The 22,813-nt window shown below is 53.1% G+C and carries 21 protein-coding genes; 12 read left to right on the top strand and 9 right to left on the bottom strand.

The window, feature by feature from the left end:
* Positions 1 to 98 precede the first annotated feature (98 nt).
* Together H8B13_RS06450 and H8B13_RS06455 are read right to left on the bottom strand one after the other, a co-directional pair.
* On the bottom strand, positions 99 to 686 hold the full coding sequence (locus tag H8B13_RS06450) for a T9SS type A sorting domain-containing protein (RefSeq protein WP_187309982.1): 588 nt from the start codon (positions 684 to 686) through the stop codon (positions 99 to 101).
* A gap of 290 nt (positions 687 to 976) precedes the next feature.
* Positions 977 to 1,753 (bottom strand): biotin--[acetyl-CoA-carboxylase] ligase, encoded by a 777-nt coding sequence (locus H8B13_RS06455; RefSeq protein WP_315985111.1) that lies wholly within the window; start codon positions 1,751 to 1,753, stop codon positions 977 to 979.
* Positions 1,754 to 1,797: 44 nt separating this feature from the next.
* Here H8B13_RS06455 and rsfS point away from each other — a divergent pair, with 44 nt between their 5' ends.
* Both rsfS and ftsH read left to right on the top strand, forming a co-directional pair.
* A complete protein-coding gene (gene rsfS / locus H8B13_RS06460) occupies positions 1,798 to 2,208 on the top strand; it encodes a ribosome silencing factor (protein WP_187309983.1) in 411 nt (136 codons plus the stop codon).
* A 47-nt stretch (positions 2,209 to 2,255) separates the two neighbouring features.
* Positions 2,256 to 4,364 carry an ATP-dependent zinc metalloprotease FtsH gene (gene ftsH / locus H8B13_RS06465; protein ID WP_187309984.1) on the top strand — a complete coding sequence of 703 codons (2,109 nt, stop codon included), beginning with the start codon at positions 2,256 to 2,258 and terminating at the stop codon, positions 4,362 to 4,364.
* A gap of 72 nt (positions 4,365 to 4,436) precedes the next feature.
* Here the strand turns inward: ftsH and H8B13_RS06470 are convergent, their stop codons facing one another.
* Positions 4,437 to 5,522: a hypothetical protein gene (locus tag H8B13_RS06470; RefSeq protein ID WP_187309985.1), complete on the bottom strand. Its 1,086-nt coding sequence runs from the start codon at positions 5,520 to 5,522 to the stop codon at positions 4,437 to 4,439.
* Positions 5,523 to 5,629: 107 nt separating this feature from the next.
* Positions 5,630 to 6,616, bottom strand: coding sequence for a sulfatase-like hydrolase/transferase (locus H8B13_RS06475; RefSeq protein WP_187309986.1), 987 nt, complete (start codon positions 6,614 to 6,616; stop codon positions 5,630 to 5,632).
* 159 nt (positions 6,617 to 6,775) lie between these two features.
* On the opposite strand from H8B13_RS06475, the gene H8B13_RS06480 reads away from it, so the two are divergent.
* From H8B13_RS06480 to H8B13_RS06500, 5 genes are all read left to right on the top strand, one after another.
* Positions 6,776 to 7,429, top strand: a complete 654-nt coding sequence (locus tag H8B13_RS06480) for a lactate utilization protein C (protein ID WP_187309987.1) — start codon at positions 6,776 to 6,778, stop codon at positions 7,427 to 7,429.
* Entirely contained in the window at positions 7,404 to 8,186 is a 783-nt protein-coding gene (locus H8B13_RS06485; RefSeq protein WP_187309988.1) for a UDP-2,3-diacylglucosamine diphosphatase, read from the top strand. Before H8B13_RS06480 ends, H8B13_RS06485 begins: the two co-directional genes overlap by 26 nt.
* Complete coding sequence (locus tag H8B13_RS06490; RefSeq protein WP_187309989.1) at positions 8,146 to 9,108, top strand: hypothetical protein; 963 nt, start codon at positions 8,146 to 8,148, stop codon at positions 9,106 to 9,108. Before H8B13_RS06485 ends, H8B13_RS06490 begins: the two co-directional genes overlap by 41 nt.
* A 301-nt stretch (positions 9,109 to 9,409) precedes the next feature.
* Positions 9,410 to 10,570, top strand: a complete 1,161-nt coding sequence (locus H8B13_RS06495; protein WP_187309990.1) for a zinc-dependent alcohol dehydrogenase — start codon at positions 9,410 to 9,412, stop codon at positions 10,568 to 10,570.
* A 391-nt stretch (positions 10,571 to 10,961) separates the two neighbouring features.
* A complete protein-coding gene (locus H8B13_RS06500; RefSeq protein WP_187309991.1) occupies positions 10,962 to 13,433 on the top strand; it encodes a S8 family serine peptidase in 2,472 nt (823 codons plus the stop codon).
* A gap of 140 nt (positions 13,434 to 13,573) precedes the next feature.
* Here the strand turns inward: H8B13_RS06500 and H8B13_RS06505 are convergent, their stop codons facing one another.
* The gene (locus H8B13_RS06505; RefSeq protein WP_187309992.1) at positions 13,574 to 14,386 is read right to left on the bottom strand and encodes a M57 family metalloprotease; all 813 of its coding nucleotides are present in this window, start codon (positions 14,384 to 14,386) and stop codon (positions 13,574 to 13,576) included.
* 960 nt (positions 14,387 to 15,346) lie between these two features.
* Here H8B13_RS06505 and H8B13_RS06510 point away from each other — a divergent pair.
* Complete coding sequence (locus H8B13_RS06510; protein ID WP_315985112.1) at positions 15,347 to 16,945, top strand: regulatory iron-sulfur-containing complex subunit RicT; 1,599 nt, start codon at positions 15,347 to 15,349, stop codon at positions 16,943 to 16,945.
* A gap of 2 nt (positions 16,946 to 16,947) precedes the next feature.
* Complete coding sequence (locus tag H8B13_RS06515; protein WP_187309994.1) at positions 16,948 to 17,427, top strand: gliding motility lipoprotein GldH; 480 nt, start codon at positions 16,948 to 16,950, stop codon at positions 17,425 to 17,427.
* A gap of 190 nt (positions 17,428 to 17,617) precedes the next feature.
* Here H8B13_RS06515 and H8B13_RS06520 read toward each other — a convergent pair whose 3' ends face one another.
* Complete coding sequence (locus H8B13_RS06520) at positions 17,618 to 17,812, bottom strand: cold-shock protein (RefSeq protein ID WP_084446316.1); 195 nt, start codon at positions 17,810 to 17,812, stop codon at positions 17,618 to 17,620.
* 216 nt (positions 17,813 to 18,028) lie between these two features.
* The gene (locus H8B13_RS06525) at positions 18,029 to 18,220 is read right to left on the bottom strand and encodes a cold-shock protein (RefSeq protein WP_133271788.1); all 192 of its coding nucleotides are present in this window, start codon (positions 18,218 to 18,220) and stop codon (positions 18,029 to 18,031) included.
* 288 nt (positions 18,221 to 18,508) lie between these two features.
* Here H8B13_RS06525 and H8B13_RS06530 point away from each other — a divergent pair, with 288 nt between their 5' ends.
* Together H8B13_RS06530 and H8B13_RS06535 are read left to right on the top strand one after the other, a co-directional pair.
* A complete protein-coding gene (locus H8B13_RS06530) occupies positions 18,509 to 18,733 on the top strand; it encodes a hypothetical protein (protein WP_187309995.1) in 225 nt (74 codons plus the stop codon).
* A gap of 60 nt (positions 18,734 to 18,793) precedes the next feature.
* Positions 18,794 to 19,903 carry a hypothetical protein gene (locus tag H8B13_RS06535; RefSeq protein ID WP_187309996.1) on the top strand — a complete coding sequence of 370 codons (1,110 nt, stop codon included), beginning with the start codon at positions 18,794 to 18,796 and terminating at the stop codon, positions 19,901 to 19,903.
* A 100-nt stretch (positions 19,904 to 20,003) separates the two neighbouring features.
* On the opposite strand, the gene H8B13_RS06540 is transcribed toward H8B13_RS06535, so the two are convergent.
* Together H8B13_RS06540 and H8B13_RS06545 are read right to left on the bottom strand one after the other, a co-directional pair.
* On the bottom strand, positions 20,004 to 20,888 hold the full coding sequence (locus H8B13_RS06540; protein WP_187309997.1) for an SDR family oxidoreductase: 885 nt from the start codon (positions 20,886 to 20,888) through the stop codon (positions 20,004 to 20,006).
* Positions 20,889 to 20,974: 86 nt separating this feature from the next.
* Entirely contained in the window at positions 20,975 to 21,844 is an 870-nt protein-coding gene (locus H8B13_RS06545) for a hypothetical protein (protein ID WP_187309998.1), read from the bottom strand.
* 165 nt (positions 21,845 to 22,009) lie between these two features.
* On the opposite strand from H8B13_RS06545, the gene H8B13_RS06550 reads away from it, so the two are divergent.
* The gene (locus H8B13_RS06550; protein WP_187309999.1) at positions 22,010 to 22,810 is read left to right on the top strand and encodes a phosphatase PAP2 family protein; all 801 of its coding nucleotides are present in this window, start codon (positions 22,010 to 22,012) and stop codon (positions 22,808 to 22,810) included.
* Positions 22,811 to 22,813: the final 3 nt, after the last annotated feature.

Below are 22,813 nucleotides of genomic sequence, written 5' to 3' on the forward strand. Positions count from 1 at the left end.
AGCAGCTGATTGGTTCGGCTGCTTTTTAGAATGCGGAATATGCTGTAAAAAACGGTCAGGCGACGACTTGCTTGACGAGCAAAACTAGCCTTTTTGATCTAGTTCTGTAGTACCAAACGCTTCGTGCTTACCACTTTATCGTTTACGAGTAGGCTATAGAAATACATGCCAGCTGGCAAATCAGAGAGATTCATTGCAATACCGGTGCTAGCCATATCAGGACGTAGGGGCAGGGTGCGCACCTCGCGGCCAATGATGTTGCTAAGACGGAATTTATAGTCTGGGCCAGGAGCCTGTGAAAGACTAACGACCACCATTCCACGGGTCGGGTTAGGGTACACGCTCAAAGTAGGCGCGTTAAGCCGAGCTTCTTGGATGGGAGTTGCCGCGGCAGTTACTGCCTTAGCCGAAGATTGCCCCCCAAGGCCCGAAAATGGGCTGCGAAACGCGAAAATGGTCGGCGCTGGCAAATTGCTAAACGGCGTGTTGCGGAAAGTATTAGTAGAAAATTCTGTGCGCAGAGGAGTAGTGAGGCGGCTTGAGCGGCTGCCTAAGCCCATTTGATATTGTTGGGGGCCACCACTTATCGGTGGCGGATATTGGGGCGGCTGCACCGTGGTGGCAACCGCCGACAGCTGCGCCATAAACAGCGTCAGCACTAATAATAAACGAGTAGAGATAATCATGGTGTGTTCAGTTAGAATGAGCTTGGCACCTGAAGAGTAATCAAGTAGTCAGCGCGTAGTAAAAAAAATGCTGAGCTTTATACAGTTAGTGAAAAAAACAAACGTCGTGCCTGCTTCCTCAGAATGCCATTTACTCAGCAGATAGATACTTCCTTAGATGCAAAGGTTGCAAGAAGGTTTATTGTTCCATTAAATTATTTGAATGTAATCAAAAACTTAGATGTTACTATGTATTCTATATTAACTCCCTGTTAGTCTAGACGAAACGCTCGTTTATATCGACTAGATATTTAAGGCGATTGAGGGCTAGGCAAATACTTTATCTGTTGTAAACCAAAGTGTCTCAGTTCGCTGTCTATTTCCACAAGCAGTTGTCCGGCCTCATCTACGCCCCTTATTCTGCCTGTTACTGCTCGCCCGTCTACTTCATAAAGATGGGGCTCTTGGTAGCGGTAAAGTACTTTCAGGTAGGCTCGATGCAAAGCTGCGACCTGCCCAGACCGTAGCTGCAAATAGCGTTTCTCCAGACACTCCAGCAGCCGACTAGCCAGCGCGGGCAGTGCATATTGCCTGCCCGTAAGGCAAGCCAAAGACGTGGCTGTAGGCACCGCAAATTCTCGCTGGTTTATATTTAAGCCCAAACCAACGATACTTGATTGAATTTTAGGGCCGCTTAAGGTGTTTTCGATTAAAATGCCCCCCAGCTTTTGTTCCCCGAAAAAAATATCGTTTGGCCACTTCACCCGAAGCGCGGGGTCGGGGCCGAGCATACCGCTAGCCCAGTCGTACACGGCTAAGGCTACGGCCTGGCTGAGCTGAAACTGATCGGGGGCAGCTAAGAACGTGGGGCGCCAGACGACCGACATCGTCAGATTTTCGCCGGGCTGGGCTTCCCAGCGGTTGCCACGTTGGCCGCGGCCGGCGGTCTGTTTGTCGGTAATGACCACGCAGCCGTCGGTGGCGCGGTTTTGGCCAACTAAGCGCTGTGCCTCCGTGTTTGTAGAGGCACATTCGGGCAACCAGATTAGCTGTTGGCCCGTGAAGAGGGTTTGGGGGGAAATAACCACCGCCTGATTTTCTTACTTTGTGATTTCAAACCTAACAATACCCTATGAAAAGTACCCTGGTTCGGCAAGATTCGGACAGTTTGGCAGATGTAGTCGTGCGCGGCATGCAGGAGAAAAAGGCAGTTGACATTGTAGTGCTAAACCTTAAGGAACTTAAGAACGCCGTTGCCGATTACTTCGTTATCTGCTCCGCTTCCTCCGACACCCAGCTCGACGCCATTGCCCGCTCAGTAGAAGAAGAAGTAGAGAAGATAACTGGTCAGAATCCTTGGCAAACTGAAGGACGCACCAACCGCGAGTGGGTGCTGCTGGACTACGTAGATGTCGTCGTACACGTTTTTCTGCGCGACCGTCGTCAGTTTTACGCACTCGAAGAGTTGTGGGGCGACGCGGATATAAAGTATTTAGAGGAGGAAAACGTCTCTGTTCCTAACACAGTGGGACCGAACAAATAGCGCAGGCGGCGTGTTCCGCCTTTGTCTTTCCCTGACATATCTCATTCATGCCTAATACAACACCCAAAAAGAAAAAGCCCATGCTACCGACGCCCACGCCGCGGCCAAGCATGCAGCTTTTGGTGCTGGGCGGGTTGGTATTGTTCATCTTCGCGATGTTCTATTTCAACCGCAGCAACTCTACCGTTGACATCAATCAGCAGAAATTTGAACAAATGCTGCTAGCCGGTGACGTGCGCGACGTAACACTCGTGAACGACCGGGCCGTAGAGGTGACGCTGAAGCCGGAAGCCGCCAAAAGCGCTAAGTACAACGATGAGCTGTCTCGCCGCGGACCGCTCACCCTCGAGCAAGGCCCACAGTTTGCCTTCCGGGTTGTGGATGGCAAAACATTTAAAGAAGACCTTGATAAGATTCAGGCTAATCTGCCGCGCGAGCAGCAAGTAGGCCTGAACATCGACCAGCGTCAGGATGGCTACGGCCTGCTTTCTAGTTGGGGCCTAATTATCCTGCTCATGGTAGGTTTCTGGTTCCTGATGCGCCGCATGAGCGGAGCGGGCGGACCTGGGGGGCAAATCTTCAACATCGGCAAGTCACGCGCTGCTCTCTTTGAGGGTGGCGACAAGGTAAAAATTACTTTTAAGGACGTAGCCGGTCTGGAAGAAGCCAAAGAGGAAGTAGAAGAAATTGTAGAGTTTCTCCGCAATCCTTCGAAGTTTACGGTTCTGGGGGGCAAAATTCCGAAAGGCGCACTGCTCGTAGGTCCTCCCGGTACGGGTAAAACCCTTATGGCGAAAGCTGTGGCCGGTGAAGCCGACGTGCCTTTCTTCTCGCTGTCTGGTTCCGACTTCGTAGAAATGTTTGTGGGTGTAGGTGCTGCTCGGGTACGTGACTTGTTTAAGCAAGCCAAAGCCAAAGCGCCCTGTATCATATTCATCGACGAGATTGACGCCATTGGCCGCAGCCGCAGCAGCGGCAAGATGCCCGGCGGCAACGACGAGCGCGAGAACACGCTGAACTCGCTGCTGGTAGAGATGGACGGCTTCGGCACTGATTCCGGCGTTATCATCCTCGCCGCTACCAACCGTCCTGATACGCTTGACTCTGCGTTGCTGCGTCCCGGTCGTTTCGACCGTCAGATCAGCATCGATAAGCCAGACATCAATGGTCGCACCCAGATTTTCCAGGTGCACTTGAAGCCGCTGACATTGGGTCCTGATGTAGATGCTCGTAAGCTGGCTGCTCAAACTCCTGGTTTTGCCGGTGCTGAGATAGCTAACGTCTGCAACGAGGCCGCGCTTATTGCCGCTCGCCGCGACAAGAAGATGGTAACAATGCAGGACTTCACCGACGCCGTTGACCGCGTGATTGGTGGTTTGGAGAAGAAGAACAAGATCATTTCGCCTAACGAAAAGCGGATTGTTGCCTACCACGAAGCTGGCCACGCCATTGCCGGTTGGTTCCTGGAGCACGCTGATCCTTTGGTGAAAGTGAGTATTGTGCCCCGTGGGGTGGCCGCGTTGGGTTATGCCCAATATCTGCCTCGTGAGCAATTCCTATACAACACGGAGCAGCTCACCGATGAGATGTGCATGGCCCTTGGAGGTCGTGCGGCTGAAGACTTGGTTTTCGGTAAAATCTCGACGGGTGCCCTCAGCGACTTGGAGCGCATCACCAAGATGGCGTATAGCATCGTAACTATGTATGGCATGAATGAGAAGCTGGGTAACATTTCCTTCTATGATTCGAAGGGGCAGAATGAATATGGTTTCAGCAAGCCATATTCGGAAGCTACTTCCCAGATGATCGACGAGGAAGTACGCACCATCATCTCTGATGCCTACGAGCGCACGAAAGCGCTGCTCACCGACCGTCGTCATGAGCTGGAAATTGTAGCTAAAGAGTTGCTGGAAAAGGAAGTACTGCTGCAAGACGACTTAGAGCGTCTGGTAGGTAAGCGTCCTTATGATACCCAGACCAGCTACCAGGCTCACATGGCTGGCACCGACCGCAGCGAAACCCTGAGCGAGCGTAAAAATGAGCACCCCATTCCGCTCAGCGACGACCTGCCCGAAAGCAATCTGCCAGGCTTGGATTATGGCCCGGATGGTAGCAACGAAGGCCGCCAGGATACACCTGTAGGAACGACCTTATAAGAAAAAACAGCCATAAAAAAGCCCCCCAGATACACATCTGGGGGGCTTTTTTATGGCTGTTCCTGAAATGCGTTACTCCAATCCTTTGACATTCGTGTACCGTTGGCCATTCCTGATTCCAGCACGCACAATACTGCGCTCAAAGTCCTTAGAGTTATTCAGCGTTTTATAAAAATCATCTAGATACTTGGTAGCGAAGAGCTTCTCTTCCTGGTCTAGATAAGGACACGTCAAATAGACATTATAGATAGCTGGTCGTCGGCTGTTAAATAGCTTAATAACCTCTGCATACATCTCAGGCGGGAAGTCGTAGCCCCGAAAAAGGCGCTGCCGCACCGATGTGATACCGAGTTGCTCAGGGGGCACAGCGTATGGCGCCATCACTATACCGCTGTAGTCAAAATCGTAAGCCACTGGAACGGGCTTGGCTTGCTGATTTATGCTTAGTATGCGGATGTTGTGCCGATAAGGAACCGACCAATCCGTATTGCCTATCATGTATTGAAAGAGCGCAAGCGTGGCCATGTCTTTCTGATTCATGTGTTCCATGCCAATAAAAAACTGCTTTGGAACTAGGGTCGCATCGTTGCGCGCTGCCATGGCCTTTGCCTCTTCCAGGAAAAATGCATAATGAACGTCGGCTCTGCCTTTACGTTCGTTGTCCTTGTAGGTGATGCGGCAAAGTCTTACCCGAAAGCTCTTGTCGGTCAGGAGATTGTAGACTTTATATACCAAGTATTCCCGCAGCGTGTAGGTGTCGCTCAAGCAATGGGTGATGAGTTTCAGCTCTTTCACTTTACCGAAAGGCGAGCCCAATATGTCCGGTGGAAAGCTTACCAGCAATGGTGGGAAGCCGCATACAGTCGGGTCTTTGCGCCGGTTTCCACGCACTTTTACCTGCACTGCCACGGTTTTTAGCGCGGCAGCGGTATCCCGATACATAAGGACGGCTGGATGGAAGCCAGGAGTAGCCCCCCGATCCTTCAAAATATTCTGTAGCGGTAGCGCCAGCGTAAGCTCTACTACTTCGTCTCGGGCAAAGAAGGGATTTTCGCTGGTGGTGGCAGATACCTTTTCCTGATTACCAGCCGGTGTAATTTGTGGCTGGTAAAGCAGCAGGCATAGGCTTGCTATAACCGATGAAATCCAGACTATCACAGCGAAATGCCATCTTATAGCTTAGGAGTTGAATGGTCTGCCTAATAGAGTCGCAACTAGCTATACAGTAACGATTTTTTGTATCAGAATACTCTGAATATAGCTGATTACCAGCGCTTAAACAAGCCCTGAATTACTTTTCCCTGGCTTTGCTCCAGCGGAAATTCTAGCAGATGGGCCACCGTAGACGGTACATCTGTCAGCGTGTACGTTTCGGTTAGCGTGCGGCCTCTTTTAAAGTCCGGCCCAAGAGCCAGCAGACTAATATGTCGGCACCCTTCGCAGTCATCCCCATGATCCACGAACCCTCCATCGATGCCATCGAGATGGCGGCCGTGGTCATTGGTGATGAGTAGGGTCGTCGAATTTCTATAGGCCTTGTTCTTTTGCAGAAAATCGTACAGCTCGCCTACGTATTTATCATCGCGTGCTATGCCCCGCAGGTAATTCTCCCAGTTAGCGGCGTGCGCGAAGCCATCGGGCTCCATAAAGTTGATAAGCACTAAGTTGGGCTTGTGCTGGGTTAGGATTCGTTTAGCAGCTACCAATGTCAGCGAATCGGCGCGGTAGCCGCTGCCGGGGCCACTTATGCCGCAGTCCATTGAGGGCTGAAACTGATCTTTCCATTCTGGATTTTGGGTATTCGCCAGGATGTGCAGCTTGTCTTTGCTGGTAATCAGCCAAGCCGCCGTGGCAGGCTTGCCGGTAGCTTTGCGCCAAATCTGAAAAATAGATGGCTGCTGCGGTAGCTCCGCCTCAAAGTTGTCGATGGGCTGATTGATGCCCGTTGTAAGGGCGACGTGGCCGGAATTAGTGTAGGTGAAGGCGTTGTTGTAAAAGTTGGAAAAGAATACGCCGCGGGGCTTCATCCGACTGGCCATCTGAGGAATAATGCCGGGATTAGTGCCCCAGGTTTCGGAATACCGGGGACCATCAATAACTACGATGATGACGTTTTTGGTGCGCAGGCCTTTCTTTGCGGGTGGGGGGGCAAATGAAAAGAGGATAAGCACCCACAAGAAAAGAGCATATCGCCGCCAGTTGATGCTAGCTACAAAAAGGCCTAGTCGGGCACGATTGATAAATAAAGCCATGGCGTTTAGCTTGATAAAGAGCGTTTTGGCTTTCGATAATCGGAGGCAAGAAATTGAGGGCAAATGCTATATAACTGGTAATCAATATATAAAATAATCGCCACTTGTCCAACAGAGAATGGGGCGTTGCTTGGTTTGACTCTGCTACCTTTGCCTATCATGTCTGATACCTCCCGCGACCGTATGCTGCGCCGCATCCGTGAGGCGCTGCTGCAACCGGCGCCCCAGCCGGCTGCCCCCGATTTTTCTGCTCCGCTGCATCCTCCACTAACCGATGATCTGGCCATCCACTTTGCCCAAAGCTTCGCTAGGGTTGGGGGGGCTTTTTATTACTGCGAGTCGGAAGAGCATTTCTTCGACCAACTCTTCATCTACAAAAAAGACAAGCAACTGGATAACCTCTTTGTCTGGGAGCCGGAGCTAAAGAAGATGCTGCACGAAGGCGGTGTGGCTTTTAGCGGCGACGAAGCCAACTTTATTAAAAAAGCGGACGCTGGTCTTACCACCTGCGAAGCGCTGGTTGCCCGCACGGGCAGCATTTTGGTAAGCGCTGCTTCGGCCGCCGGCCGCCGCCTGAGCATTTACCCCGATCAGCATTTAGTACTAGCCCGAACCTCTCAAATTGTGCCTGACATCGGCGATGCGCTAGGAGTAGTAACCAACCGCTACGGTGACCGGCTGCCTTCCATGATTTCGCTGACTACGGGCCCCAGCCGCACGGCTGATATCGAAAAAACGTTGGTGCTCGGAGCCCATGGTCCGCGTAGCCTCGTGTTGTTTTTGTTGGATGACGCGCCCCTTGCAACTACCTGATCTAGCGCTGCCACCCGGCCGCAAGGTGTATTTCGCCTCCGACTTTCATCTCGGCGCCCCCGACGCTGCTAGTTCCGCCGCGCGGGAGCGCCGCATTGTGCGCTGGCTCGACACCGTGGCTCAAGATGCGGGCGCTATCTATCTGCTGGGGGATATTTTTGACTTCTGGTTTGAATATCGCCATGCCGTGCCGCGTGGCTTTATTCGCTTGCAAGGCAAACTAGCCGAACTCACCGATGCGGGTCTGCCTGTTACTTTCTTCACTGGCAACCACGATATGTGGATGTTCGATTACTTTACCAAAGAGTTGAACATACCCATTCTGCGCCACCCCGTAAGCCAGCGCATCGGCAACCAACTATTTCATATTGGGCACGGCGACGGGCTAGGACCGAAAGACTACACCTATAAAGCACTCAAGCGCGTATTTGCCAGCCCCGTATCGCAGTGGCTGTTCGCGCGTCTGCATCCAAATTTTGGAATTGGATTAGCCAACAAATGGAGCCGCCGTAGCCGAATACAGAACGCGGCCGCTGATGAAAAGTATTTTGGCGAAGACGAGTGGCTGCTCGTTTATTGCCGCGAGCTAGAGCAGCGCTACCACCACGACTACTACGTTTTTGGCCACCGCCACTTGCCGCTCGATGTACCGGTAGCGCCCGGCAGCCGCTACCTTAACCTAGGCGAGTGGGTCAATTATTGCTCATATGCCGTGTATGACGGACACGATCTGGCTTTGCAACATTTTGAGCAGTAGACGCTTACTGGGGGGCAAATTTGCGTCTTTGCTCGTGCTGCTAATATTGTCAGCCGGATCCCTGCAAGCCCAGACCACCTCGCCTCGGGCGGGCTCCGTCGTGCCGCCTTCCCGCACTGCGCCCGACTCTGTGAACAAAGGGAAAATTGCCCCCCAGAGCACAGTAGCTTTAGGTGCTAATGGCTGGACGCTGGTGCGTACCATTAGTTTGCGCCAGCCCGGCGCGGCTTCTCTTGATCGGCGCGGCAACCTGTACGTAGCCGACGACCAAGACAACATCCACCAGTACGGACCCGACGGCCAGCCGCTGAACGTGTACTCGCCGCCCTTGCCGGGTCACACCGCCCAACTCGAAGCTTGGAACGTGTCCAAGATTATGGCTTTCTATGACGACCGACAGGAAATCCGCCTGTTAGATCGGTTTTTGGCTCCCATTACCCAAATTCGCCTCGGCGACTATTTCGATGGCCTCGTACGAGTAGCTACCCTAGCACCCGACGACAAGCTGTGGCTGCTCGACGAAAGCGACCTAACCCTGCGCCAGTTCGACCCCACGGTTCAGCGTTTTGGGCAAAGCACACCCCTGGATCTGATCATTGGCCGGAGCAAGCCCGATTTTCGCTTCCTGCGACAGTATCAGAACAACCTGTACCTTGTGGACCGCACCAGCGGCATCTTTGTATTCGATAACCTGGGGAATTACCGCAAAAAACTTCCTTTCACTGGCCTGAGCACCGCAGGCTTTCGTGGGGATGAGTTGTATTATCTAACCGATGGCTTACTGCACTTTTTTCAGCTGTATACATTGGCCGAACGCACTCAGCCACTACCAAAAGTAGAAGGCAGCACGAACCAAATATTGATGGGAGAGCAATTTGCTTATTTGCTGACGCCCACGGCTGTGTTGGTTTACAAGCTTTAATCGGCTTTCAAAATGGTTGTAGAGACGCGTATTCGCGTCTCCTCGGTGACGACACTGGACCAACTAAACAATGATTAAGACGCGAATACGCGTCTCTACAGCCTGTGGTGCTATATAGCGACGCAGCCAACTTACTCAGCCTTTCTGCCTTGTGCTGAAAGGTTTTTTGTGTTGCTTATCAACGTTCTACAATTCCTATTGGATACAACCTCAGCCGGAATCTGACCGTTAAGCTTACTACTACTTAGGCGCTTCGTGGCGCTTGCTGACCTCCTTATTTTTCCAACCTAACCCTATCACTATGAAAGCACTCGTGTTTCACGGGATGAAAGACGTTCGCGTTGACAACGTGGATGATCCCCAGATTGAAGACGCTCGTGACGCCATTATTCGCGTGACCAGCACCGCCATTTGCGGCTCCGATCTTCACATTTATAACGGCGGCATTCCGCAGCCCCGGCCTATGGTACTAGGTCATGAGTTTATGGGTATTGTGGAGGAAGTAGGCAAAGGTGTTGGTAACCTGAAGCGCGGCGACCGGGTAGTGGTGCCTTTTCCGATTGCTTGCGGTACTTGCTTCTTCTGTAATCACGAGTTGCCCGGGCACTGCGAAAATTCAAATCCCGATCATTATGGCCCCGAAGGTGGCGTAATGACTCAAAAAGGCGGCGCTCTATTCGGTTACACCGACATATACGGCGGCTACAATGGCGGACAGGCTGAGTACGTGCGCGTACCCTACGCCGACTACAGCCCCCGCGTAATTCCGGATAGCCTCACCGATGAGCAGGCCTTATTCCTAACTGATATCTTCCCCACAGGCTACTCCGCCATTGATTGGGGCGAAGTAAAAGGTGGCGAGTTCGTCGTAATCTTCGGGGCCGGCCCGGTAGGAATTATGGCTGCCAAATCAGCCTGGCTGCGCGGCGCGGCACGAGTCCTCATCGTCGACCCACTGGAATATCGTCTGGATAAAGCCCAGCAAACTGCCCACTGTGAAGCCCTCGTGTGGCACGACCACAAGCAAGTAGTGGAAGTAATTCGCGAACTGACGCAAGGCCGTGGAGCCGATGTTTGCGTGGAAGCCGTTGGTTTCGAGCCGGTGCGTAACTTAGCAGATCGGGCTAAGGCGGTTATTAATTTCGAAAAAGGCTCCATGAAAGTGCTGGAAGCCTGCATGAGCGCTGTGCGTCGGGGCGGTATAGTATCGGTAGTAGGCGTGTATGGCTCGCCCTACGACAATTTCCCCTTGCATCAGTTCTTCGACAAAGGCATCACCCTACGTGGTGGCCAGGCACCGGCCCAAAAGCACATTGATAAGCTGCTCAAATACGTAGTCGACGGCAAAGTGCAACTCGATGATATCATCACGCATACACTGCCTCTAAGTCAGGCGGCGCATGGCTATGACATCTTCCGCAATAAGAAAGATAACTGCGTAAAAGTGGTGCTTAAGCCATAATTGAGTATGTTTTTCCCTTCATAAAAGAAGCGCCCAGCACTAGTGCTAGGCGCTTCTTTTATGAAATTATGAGGCCATAAAAGTTCGCTTTACCACGAAAGTAGAACCCTACAGTACAGGCAGGATTCTGCTTATATTTGGTCAAGAACATTAATCTAAATCGGGCCGCGCCCGCTGCTACTCTATACGTTCGTGCATGGGGAATAACTACGAATCTAGCACGCACAGACTGGTGAGTAAAAGTGGGTTATGGCTGTTGTGGCTGCTGTGGCTGCCGGGTATAAGCCGGGCGCAGGACCGCTCATGGGCTCAGGTGGCACCGCAGCAAAAGTTAGCCCCACCGCTTCGAACTGCCGCTCCGAAGTCAGATACAACCTCATACCGTGTCAGTGTGCAATCTGCCACTGAATTTAACGCTTGGATGCGCCAAGAGATGCCTTCAGTACGGGTCAGTAGATACGCCGCGCCCGGCGGTGCTTATACGTTGACTGGTGTAAATGCCCGCCACCTAGCCAAGTTATTGCTTTGTCCTTGGGTTACTTTCGTGGATGTACGGAGTCGCCTAGCTCATGAAGAACGCCCGCTGAACAACTCTGATCTAATCACCAATACTATTGCCCCGCTACATGCTCGCTTTCCTGGCTTGGCGGGTCAGGGAATGACGGTATCGGTAAAAGAAAGGCCATTTGATCCGGCTGATATCGATTTTCGGGGCCGGGTTGTAGCTGCCGAAGCACCTGCGCAGGCAGTTTCGGCACACGCTACGGCTATGGCCACGCTTATTGCTGGCGGAGGCAACTCGGCCCCGTCGGGGAAAGGTGCCGCCTGGCAGGCCCGCCTAAGTAGCGCTGACTTTAGAGAGTTGATGCCTGACGACGGAGCCCGTTTGACCCAATCAGGAGTGTCGGTGCAAAACCATTCTTACGGCGTCACTATTGAGAACTACTACGGCCTGGAAACCCGTGCTTACGATGCGCATGCCACCCAGTATCCGCAACTGGTGCACGTGTTTTCCTCTGGCAACGATGGCGACAAGACCAGTCCCAGCGGACCCTACGCCGGCCTGGCGGGTGTCGCTAATCTGACTGGCCAGTTCAAGATGTCAAAAAATACCTTGAGCGTGGGTGCTACCGATAGCCGCGGAAACGTTGTGCCGCTTAGCTCGCGTGGCCCGGCGTATGATGGGCGCGTGAAGCCGGAACTAGTAGCCTATGGCGCCGACGGCTCCTCCGATGCCGCCGCGTTGGTTTCGGGGGTGAGCTTGCTGGTGCAGCAAGCCTATAAAGAGCAGCTGGGGGGCATTTTGCCCCCCGCCGCCCTTGTAAAGGCGGTGCTGCTCAATAGCGCTAACGACACCGGCCGTCCGGCCATAGATTTTGAAAGCGGCTATGGCCAGGCCGATGCGATGGGAGCTGTGCAGACGATCCGCGAACGACGGTTCTTTACAAGCTCAGCCACGCAGAATTCCGCGCAGGTGTTTACTATCACGGTGCCGGCCGGCAGCCCGGAGTTGAAGATCACGCTGGCCTGGCACGATGTCGCTGCTGCCCCCGACGTATCTCAGGCGCTTGTCAATGACCTTGATTTAGAACTGTTTCGCCCTGCCACCAAGCAACGTTGGAAGCCCTGGGTGTTGAGCAATTACCCTCACCTGGATTCACTGGCTCTGCCCGCCCGTCGCCGTCCCGATCATCTCAACAACGTAGAGCAAATAACGATAGCCGCGCCAGCTGCGGGTGTTTATGAATTGCACGTGCGAGGATTTTCGGTGCCCCAGGGGCCGCAGACGTTTAGTGTTGCCTATGAGTTTGGGGAAACTGTTTTTGCTTGGCTCAATCCGCTCGTAGGTTCAACATTTGCCCCAAGCGCCGCCCAGGAGTTGCGTTGGCATTGGGCGGGCGCTGTCACCACAGCCCGCCTCGAATATCAGCCGGTAGGCAGTACCGCTTGGCAGGTGATTAATCCAGCCCTGGAACTGAAAACCGGATTTACCACCTGGACAACCCCCAACACTGCTACCACCGCTCAGTTGCGAATGGTAACACCAACTGATCTTTACCTCTCCGAGATATTCACGATTCATGCGCCGCTGAGCTTGCGGGTCGGTTATGCGTGTCCGGAAGAAGCGCTACTGCACTGGCCAGCTGTGGCTGGTGCGACCGAATACCAGCTATATGGCCTAAGTACTACTGGCTTGCAACCCCTGCAGCGCACCCCAGATACGGTAGCTGTTCTTTCCGTAACCGAGCTGCCATTCCGTTATTTCGCTGTAGCACCTGTGCTGGGGGGCAAAATGGGGGAGCGGAGCCCCAGTATCGAGTACAGCCAGCAGGGAACGGGCTGCTACGTGCGCTCTTTCATTCCGCGCCAAGCGGTTACAGATACGGTTTTGCTCGACCTTGAGATCGGCACCGCCTACGGTTTGGCGAGCATCGATCTGGAGCGCCAAACCCTCGATGGCAGCTACGAAACCATACAGACCATCGGGCCTGTAAAGGATCTGCAATTTGCCTTCCCCGACCCAGCGCCCAACTCTGGGCTCAACAACTACCGGGTGCGGTTGAGTACGACTGGGGGGCAAATTTTCTATAGCGAAATTGAAGCCGTGCAGTACGCGCGCACCGGGGAGTTGCTGGCGTATCCCAATCCGGTGCAGGCAGGCGAGCCCCTCCAACTCATCACGGGGACTACTGGCTCTGTTCATATTCAACTTTATGACCTGCTCGGACGCTTAGTACGTGAAGCCACTGCTACCGGAACCATTAACTCACTTGATACCAGCGGGGTGCAAAGCGGCACCTACCTCGTCCGAGTGACACCCGAAAGCGGCCCTCGAATTACGCAGCGCATTGTTGTGCTCTAAAACCATCACAACCCGCAACGACCTTAAAGGCAAGAAGCCCCAACTCCAGTTGAGTCGGGGCTTCTTGTTTGCATCCGTTCAAGATACGTTTAACTATTGATGCGTACAGGCATCGGTACTAAGCCAGTGGGTGGGACCGGCTAGTATAGGTAGCGAAGTGCTGTACGGTCATTGGCGTTGAAGTAGCGGTTAGAACCAGTTCCGATGCAAGCCAGCATCCACGAGTTTGGGTCGGCGCCGCTTGGAGTGCCGGGGATAAGAATAGCGCCTACCGTGCTAGCGCCTTCGTTGGTGTACTGACCACCGCAGCTATAGCTCCGGTCCATGTAGTCGGTGTGGCGGAAACCGATGCAGTGACCAACTTCGTGGGCCAAAATAGTAGCCAGGTAGTTCGTGTTGGGGCTAGAGCCGATAGCGCCAACGTTTACTTGTACGCGGTTATAAGCGTTGCCTCCCGATGGGAAGCCAGCCGAAGCTAAGTACTCAGATCCGCTAGGCGCGGCCGTCATCAGAATGCCATAGTTAGAAGACACGCGCTGGAAGCGAATCAGCAGGCCCTCTGCATTGTAACGACGAATAGCCTCGTCGACGGCTGCTACATAGGTGGAAGGCAAACTGGTAGAAACTGCAATGCCAATCGTGCGGCCCGAGCCAACGCTTACTAGGTTGTTGGTGCGATACTGCTCTTCCTCGCCCACACGCAGCATTTTGTAATCGGGCTTGCTGTTCAAATCAGCATCGGAGAGGATAATGTCGCCCTCTACTAAGTAGCCATCTTCTACGCGCTTGGCATTCTGGGTACTGAGCCCCAAGTCTTGGATTTTGGATTTGACTTCTGCTGAAATTTCGTCTTTAGCAACTACTTGGTTACCGTCTTCTTTTTGACAGGAAGAAAGGGCTAATACCGAGCAGGCAAACAGGGTAAGCGAAGAGAGGTAATTTTGGATTTTCATACAGAACTGATGTGATTTTGGGTGAAAATGGGTGGGAAGATGAACGGATGCGGTATGCGGGAAATATTCTAAAAATTCAAAAAAGACAGGTTGTGATTTTGCGCAGAAACTCCCGGTTGCTTTCCGAAATCGGAAAAACACGCTTTAAAGCCAGAAAATAGATAGCCAGGTAGCCTAATGAAGACTACAGCCAGGAAAGTAGTATGACAAAACAGTACCTAAGCAACTGCTATCAGCGTCATACAAGTAGGAAAAGCGGGAATGGGAGGCACTAGGGGGCGAAGTTGACCTTCGCGCCAAAGGGCAAGGTTCACTTGCAGCCTAAGCGGCAGGCAAGTTGAACATACAATGCGCGGGCGGCTCGGCCGAACTGAGGCAAAGCGTTGAGCAGAAACGGTAAGTAAAAGAGGGCCCATAGTACACCGTGTATCGGACGAGGAGTTTCGTGCGATGGTACTGTTGCCAGAAAGGTGTGGGGTAGAGGAGCGGGGGAGAATCAGAATAATCTAATTCTGGGTGTTTGTACGAATATATATAAATAAGGTGATGATTTTAATAAAGAAAAGTTGAAAATAATCACTGTAATATCATATGTGCTTGATAGTCTGTGAGATTATTTCATAAAAAAGTGTTAAAGTTTAAGAGGCCTTACTCTTCAATCAGGATTTAGCGGGGCAGAGAGTAAACACTAGCTTACAAGAGGCATGAGCTGAACAGTAGTTTGCTGGCTTTTGCCTTTCTTAGCTTATCATGTAGTGGCTTTGATAGATCTATCATTTCTTCTCGTTGATAAGAATAAAATGGTTCTCTGATTGTTAGGGCCCTTGGCATCAGACAGATAAGTGGCTTCTGGATTGAGCCTTACGACAGGTCCGGAAGCACGCCTTCTAAATGACTATCTTTGTTCATAATGGTTTTCGTGCGGATTTTATTGCCGCCTCACTATATATACTTCAAGCCGTGGCTTGCACTTCATGTTCCTCCGGTGGGGGCTGTTCTACAACTGCTAAGGGCTGCGGCTCTAAGGGCAGCTGTAGTTCTGGCTGTACCCGCCTCAACGTATTCGACTGGCTTCAGGACGTAGCCCTGCCCAGCGATTTTAAAGAGTTCGACATTGTGGAAATCCGCTTTAAAGGCGGCCGCAAAGAATTTTACCGCAATAAAACCCGCTTGCCTTTGGTAACCGGCGATGCCGTGGTAGTAGAAGCTGCTGGCAACGGCTGGCATCTGGGCCACGTGTCGCTGAAAGGCGAGCTTGTGCGCCTGCAAATGCGCAAGAAAAAGGCTGAGGTAGAAGCGAAAGACATGCGCAACATTCTGCGGGTGGCTACTGAGCAGGACGAGGAGCGCTGGCAAGCCGTGCGCGACCTCGAAACGGGTACCATGTTCCGGGCGCGATCGGTAGTGGAAGAGCTGCGCCTCAAAATGAAGCTTTCGGACGTGGAGTACCAGGCCGACCGTACCCGCGCAACCTTCTTTTACTCAGCCGAAGACCGCGTCGATTTCCGCGACCTGATTCGCCGCCTAGCCGACGAGTTTCGGGTGCGGGTGGATATGCGTCAGATTTCGCTGCGCCATGAGGCTGGCCGGCTAGGGGGCATTGGCTCCTGCGGCCGCGAACTATGCTGCTCTACCTGGCTCACCGACTTTAAAAGTGTGAGTACCACGGCGGCCCGCTATCAGAACCTGAGCTTGAACCCCGCCAAGCTTTCGGGCCAGTGCGGACGCCTCAAGTGCTGCCTGAACTATGAGCTCGATACCTACCTCGACGCTCTCAAGGATATTCCGCAAGTGCAGCGCCCCTTGCTGACGGAAAAAGGAGAGGCCTTCTTGCAGAAGACCGACATATTCAAAAAAAGAATGTGGTTTGCTCTGCGCGGCGATAATAACTGGGTGATGCTGGATACAGAGCGTGTGCGCGAAATTCAGGACATGAATAAGCGTGGCGAAAAGCCCGATAATCTGCTGGCACCCGTTCGGGAAGAGGAGCGTGCTCCCGAGGTTTCGGCCCATGTGGAAGGTAATCTCGACCGCCTCGACGACAAGATAAAAGGTGGCAAGCGCCCCAAGCGCCGGAAAAAGAAGGAAGGTACGGAAGCTAGCGCCCCTGTCGCGGCACCCGCCCGCACGGCCGTTTCAAAGTCGGCACCGGATTCTTCCAATGGCATTGAGGTGCCCGCGGCTATGCCCTCCGACGAGGCTCGTCGGCCACGGGGAGCGGCGGCCCGACCCCTTAATCGGCGCAATAACCGCTCTCGTTCCGAAGGTGGCCGCTCAGGCGAACCACGCGCCGACAACAAGCGCCCCGAGGCTACTCCCCGGCCCGAAGGCAGTGTTGCTGCGCCGCGCCCCCCGCGTGGCGAAAATCGCCCCCCACGCGAAGGAAACGGTCGTCCTGCCGGTGATGCTAACGCTGCTCGTGACGCCAATGCACCGCGGGAGGCTGGTGCCAACCGTAGCGGCCGCGAAAATCGTCCCCCACGGCGCGGCCCGCGTCCGCCACGCCCAGGCGGTGGCGAAGGCAATACTGGTACATCTGCTACGCCCTCAGCTTCTTAAGTATGCGTTTGTTACTCCGACTGTGGCCGGTGCTTTCCTTATTACTGCTGGCTGCCTGCGACCAGAATCAAGTATTCGAGAAGAATGCCGACTTCGATAACTATACATGGACTGTACAGGAAAAGCCTGCGTTTGAGTTTGAAATTCAGGATACTACCCAGCGTTATAACATTTGTTTTAATGTCCGCAACGCTTCCATATACGGCTATTATAATCTGTATGTGAAGCACCAGCTATTTGGGCCCGATGGCAAACCGATATCGGCGCTGCTGCACCAGATGATTCTTATGGACCCCCAAACGGGCGAGCCTCGCGGCAAGGGAACCGGTGATATTTATGATCATCAGTTTGTGGCGCTGCGCAACCAGCAGTTTCGGCAACCCGGCACGTATAAAATCGTGCTTGAGCAGTACATGCGCCAAGACCAGCTGCCCGGCATTATGGCTGTAGGAGTGCGTGTAGCCAAGGCTGAAAATAAGTAGGCCTACAATTGCCAATGAAAAAAGCCCCCCAGAATATTCTGGGGGGCTTTTTTCATTGGCAATTCAGAAAGCTATGATACAATAGCTATGACTGGCAAGGACTTAACTAGTAGGAGCAGGCCACAAAAAAATCCCGTCCCAGCAAGAGCTAAGACGGGATTCAGAGTGCAGCGTTAGCTGTCCGAAAGGACTATTGTACGATGCGCACGTTTACGGCATTCAGGCCTTTTTTGCCTTGCTGAACCTCAAACTCTACGCGGTCAGTATCGCGGACGGGCTGCATAAGGCCGGTAGCGTGAACGAAGATATCTTCGCCGCCGCCGTCGGGGGTGATGAAGCCAAATCCTTTGGTTTCATTGAAAAATTTTACGATACCGGTGCTCATAATAAAAAAATGTGGTGAAGAATGGGGTAAAGATAGCGTTAATTCCGGTTTGTAGAAGTTAACCTCCCTCATATCATCATTAGGGAGCCTAAAAAGCGTATCAAAACAGGAGCTAACCTATTTGCAGGGCGTTTTTAAACGACGAAAAGCAAGAAAAAATAATTACTTCGGCCTCAATAAGAAAGAACTCTGTGGTTGAAGCCAACTGAGGTGACGCTAGATGCGCTCAACCTTCACCGCGTTCAATCCTTTCTTGCCTTCAATTATATCAAACGATACCCGATCATTTTCGCGAATTTCATGAATCAGGCCCGTCTGGTGAACGAATATTTCCTGATTGTCCTCATCCTGAACGATAAAGCCGAAGCCTTTAGACTCATTAAAGAATTTTACTTTGCCCGTTTTCATTGACTGATACTAACTAAGGTTGTAGGTTAAATAACGAGCAAAATTAAGGCTATTTTCTTATCCCTGTTACTAGTTGAGCTGATAAATAGCCAGGAAAGAGGAGCTTCAAAAGCCTGTTTGGGGGGTATAGGGCTACTAATAAGAACGAAAAACAACTGCTTTTATCACGCTATATGATAGCGACAGCGGGTTTTACCGCCTATTCACCCAAATCAACTCTGTGCTAGCGGGCGCGTATAGTTATTTAGTAGCATCGCCATTGTTTTTTCATCTTAAATAGTCTGCCCCATGAAAAACGAACCTAGAAATCAGAACGAGAATATGACTCCTGAAGGCCTTTATACTGATTCGCACGCAGCCGCATCGAGCGAATCGTTGGCTGCCTCGGAAATGAGTGTAGGGAAAGGCGCCGTAACGGGCGAAGAAGGTAAGGAAGAAAACAAAGAGGCCAACCCTTTAGTAATGGGGCAAAATCCTGATAGAGAATGGCTTTCGGGAAACCGGTCCAACTAAACTGCCAAGAAAGTGGGGCGCTGACCTCAGCAGCTCAACTCCTCTTGCTACCTGATAATTATGCAAAACGAACAGCCCGAACAAAACGCTAAGCTTGATCCTGAAGCAGGCAATCCGCTGGCGAATAGCCGCACGCAGCCCGAAACGCCGGGCATGACGGGCCACTCGTCGGCTGGGGCTCCGCTCCCCAAAACGGCCCCGGCTGCGGCAGCTAACCCGGAAGATATAAATGAGCAGCCTGCCATAGCATTACCCAACCCATACATTGACCTCGCAAACGACCCGACCATTGAGGTACCATATGGCGGTAACTTTGGCAATAGCACCCAGCCCATTTTTCACGATGAAGATAGGCTTGAGAATCAGTTGAGCGGTCCGGGCCGTGGCGAATTTGGCCCCCAGGATGCTGGCTCAACACAAGGTGGCTACGGCGACCAGTACCGCGCCGACGAAGTGTACGGAGGAAAACTAGGTGTTCAGCAAGCCACCAGAGGAGGTTACGAAGGTGGAAAGCCAGAAAATAATACGGCCCCAACTGCCGCACAGTACTCAAGCGCGCCCCAGCCGGATCGTCCGGAGGGCAGCACTTTTGGCACTGAACCTGGCACACCCCTGAGTGGCACGACGGTGGATAGTTATTACGAGAACGATAATGACTCGCCTAGAAGTGGAACTGGATATAGTGAGGATTATGGACGTACATCGATAGGTGGCGGAACCTCAACAGCTGGCGCCAATTTGCCCCCCAACCAACGCAACCAGACCGAAAACTACCGGCCGTCGCAAGAAGGCCACGACAGCGATGGATTAGCTTACCAGCCAGTGACTACCGCGCCGCGCACTACCGAACTGGGTGGCCGCGATGAGCCCGGCCCGACAGGTGAGCCTGAATCGCCTACGACCAGCGCTGGATCTGCTTCCCGCACGGGGTACGTAGAGTCGGATGGGGAGCGCAGTGAGAGCGGAGATGCGGCGGAAGGGATTGGGTCGCGTGGGGGATCTTATAATGACGTCAACGCTAACAAGAACACCGGCGGCGCATCGGCAGAAGAAACTATTCGTGCCGAGGATAATGAAGCTCCGGTGCCGCCGCGCGCCAATGAAACGAGCGACTACGGAACTACGCCCCGTCGCAATGCCGGCCGCGACAACGACATAGACCGACAGTAAAGCCGTTTGGCATTGCTTAATAGTTTTATCAACAAAAAGCCCCCCAGACTATTTTGGGGGGCTTTTTTGCGGCTGTTTAAGGGTTAACAGTAAATGGCGTTTAAGACGCCGGATGAAAACAGTGTTGGTTGTCGTGGGCAAACTGCTCTATCGTGTGGGGCGCGTGGCCCGTGAGCTCTTGCACGGTGGAAGTGGTATCGGCGGCATAGCCGGCTCTGCTGATGGCGTGCAACTCCAGCAAAGCATCCGTCAGCCAAGCAGGCAGTTGCTGAGCCATTGCCTGGCGGGCGGCGGATTCGGGCACATCTACATATTCAACTGCCCGGCCACACGCCTTACTGATGGCCCGGGCCACTTCCTGCCCGCTAACAGCCGCCGGCCCGGTCAGGGTATAGGCTCGGCCGTGGTGTTGGTTTATGTCAGCCGTCAGGATGGTGGCAGCCACAGCGGCAATATCACGCACATCGATATAAGCAACTTTTGCCTCTCCCAAAGGCAAATAGAATTTGCCCTCATGCCGGATGGAGTAGCCGTATTGCTCCGCGAAGTTCTGCATAAAGCCCCCTGGGCGTAAGATGCAGTATGGCAGGCCGCTTTGATCCAAATACTTTTCTACTTCGCGGTGCCAGCGCCCAAACTGGATTCCTGGTTCCGCATCGGCTCCAGCCACCGACAACCGCACAATCTGCTGTACGCCTGCCTGCTTGGCAATATCAATAAACTGCTTGCTGATTGCCACCTGATCCTCGGTGACGGGCGTAATCATAAATACCCGCCCCACGCCGGTAAGCGCAACGTGCAACGTTTCAGGCTTATGAAAATCCATCTCGACCAGCTGTACGCCGGAGGTAATATGACTGAATCGGTCGCCCTTAATAATAGAGTGCACCCCGGCGCGCACCGTCACGCCACGATTAGCCAGGGCCAATACTGCTTCGGTGCCTACAGTGCCCGTTGCGCCAGTAACCAGAATTGTATGTGACATTTGGTAGGTGTTGAGGAGTGAAGGTGAAAGAGCATCTAAGGATACATGAATAACGTAAGCGTACTGATTCCGGCGCTCAGCGGTTATTATTTCTTCTGATAGGCAGCCCGGAAGATTTTTCCTTTCTCATTACTGAGTAGAAAGTCGCGGTCGTTGATAAAGACGATGGCTTCGGCCTGACCGGTTTGTGGAAGCGGTAAGCAGCTTTTGTCTCCGTCAAAAAGCTTAGCGCCCGCTTTTCGCTCAATCAGGTAAGCGTAGCCGTAACCCAGTAAGGCCACCGTGCGACCATCAGGACTGATGTCGGCGGCGGTAATCCAGGTATTGGTTTGCATGCTGTCTACCAGGCGAGCGGTGTAGGTGCCGGGGCGCGCCGGTAGTACATAATACTTGACCCAGTTGCCCTCACCGCGGTTTTTGGTGAATAAGTGCAGGCTGTCCTGATAAAAGAAAAAAGCCTCACAGTCGAAGTTGCGGGCAATTTTTTTGGGTGGAAACTGGCGCTGGTCGGGGTACTCAAACTTAATCGTATCGACTTCCTGCAACTCGGGGCCGCTGAGGCGATATATGGCCAGGTTGCGGCGCTTATTCTGGTTATTTCCAAAGTCACCGATGTATATGTTGCCTTCTTCATCCCGCGCCAAATCCTCCCAATCAATGTTGGTGAGTGGCGCCAGGTCCACCTCCTGCAACCGGTCGCCCTGCATGGTCACTTTGTAGAGTTTGGCCGTGTTGCCGCCGTCGCCGTGGGTCCAGAGGTCGCCTTCGTCGTTGGCAATTTCCAGCCCGGAGCTTTCTACTACTTTGTCCTTATGTAGGCGGCCCACCTGCTTTACCTGGTAAGTCTGACTAACCCGGTTGAAGTCGCCGCGCCCTTTGTCGTTGGCGCAGCCACAGAGAACCGTGTGAAAAAAGATAAGAAGGGGGAAAAGCTTGTCGCGTAGCAATAAGGCCATGAGATAGTGAGTTAGCAAAGTGCTGAGCGTGGCGCGGCTGAACTATTAACATCCGGCGTTGGCCATCCATACGAAAGGCGAACCCGAATGGGCGAACCAAGGCGCAAATGGCAAACGAATAGCCTAGCTTTCCCGCCTTATTACGTAGTGCTAAATCCTCAGCTGATGCCAAGTTTCTTGAAGTCCATTGTCGGAATAGGCCTGTTACTGTCTGCCATTACCGCACACGCTCAGGGTGTCATTGCCGTGCTACCTGTCGCCGACTCTGTACTAGCCTCTCAAACTTCGTCGCCCCCACGCTTGCGGCCGACTGCGACTACGTGGCGGGTGGCAGTGCCTGTCGCCCTGATTGGTCTGGGCTACATCGGGCGCAACGAAAACTTCGTGGACGAGGCCAAGGAAGCTATTCAGTACGAAACCCGCGAGGCTTTTCCCCAATTCCACTCGCACCTAGATGCCTACACGCGCCATGCGCCTATCGTAGCCGCTTTTGCTTTGCAAGCGGCTGGCCTGCGTGGTGAGCGAGGCGTAGTACCCTTCACGCTAATTTATGGCTTGTCTCACGTTGTAAACAGCACACTGACCAGCGGACTCAAGTATCTGGTCCAAGAGCGTCGGCCTGATGTAGCTGCTGATTTTTCCTCTTTTCCCTCAGCTCACACCAGCGAAGCCTTTATGGCGGCCACGCTCCTGCACGAGCAATTTGGCCACGCTCATCCGTGGCTAAGCGTGGCCGGCTATTCGGTAGCGGTAGCTACCGGAACAATGCGCGTGCTAAACGACCGGCACTGGGCGTCGGACGTGGTGGCTGGCGCGGCAGTAGGCTTTCTATCGGCCGAAACGGTGTGGCGCTTATATCCGGTGCTAGTCCGGCGGCTACCAAGGCATTTCGGTCAAAAAATGCTGTTAATACCCACGTACGCGTCTGGTGGTACGGTGGGAGCAGCGCTGGCTGTGCACCTTTAATGA

This window comes from Hymenobacter sp. BT188 (assembly GCF_014333585.1).
Classification (GTDB): domain Bacteria; phylum Bacteroidota; class Bacteroidia; order Cytophagales; family Hymenobacteraceae; genus Hymenobacter.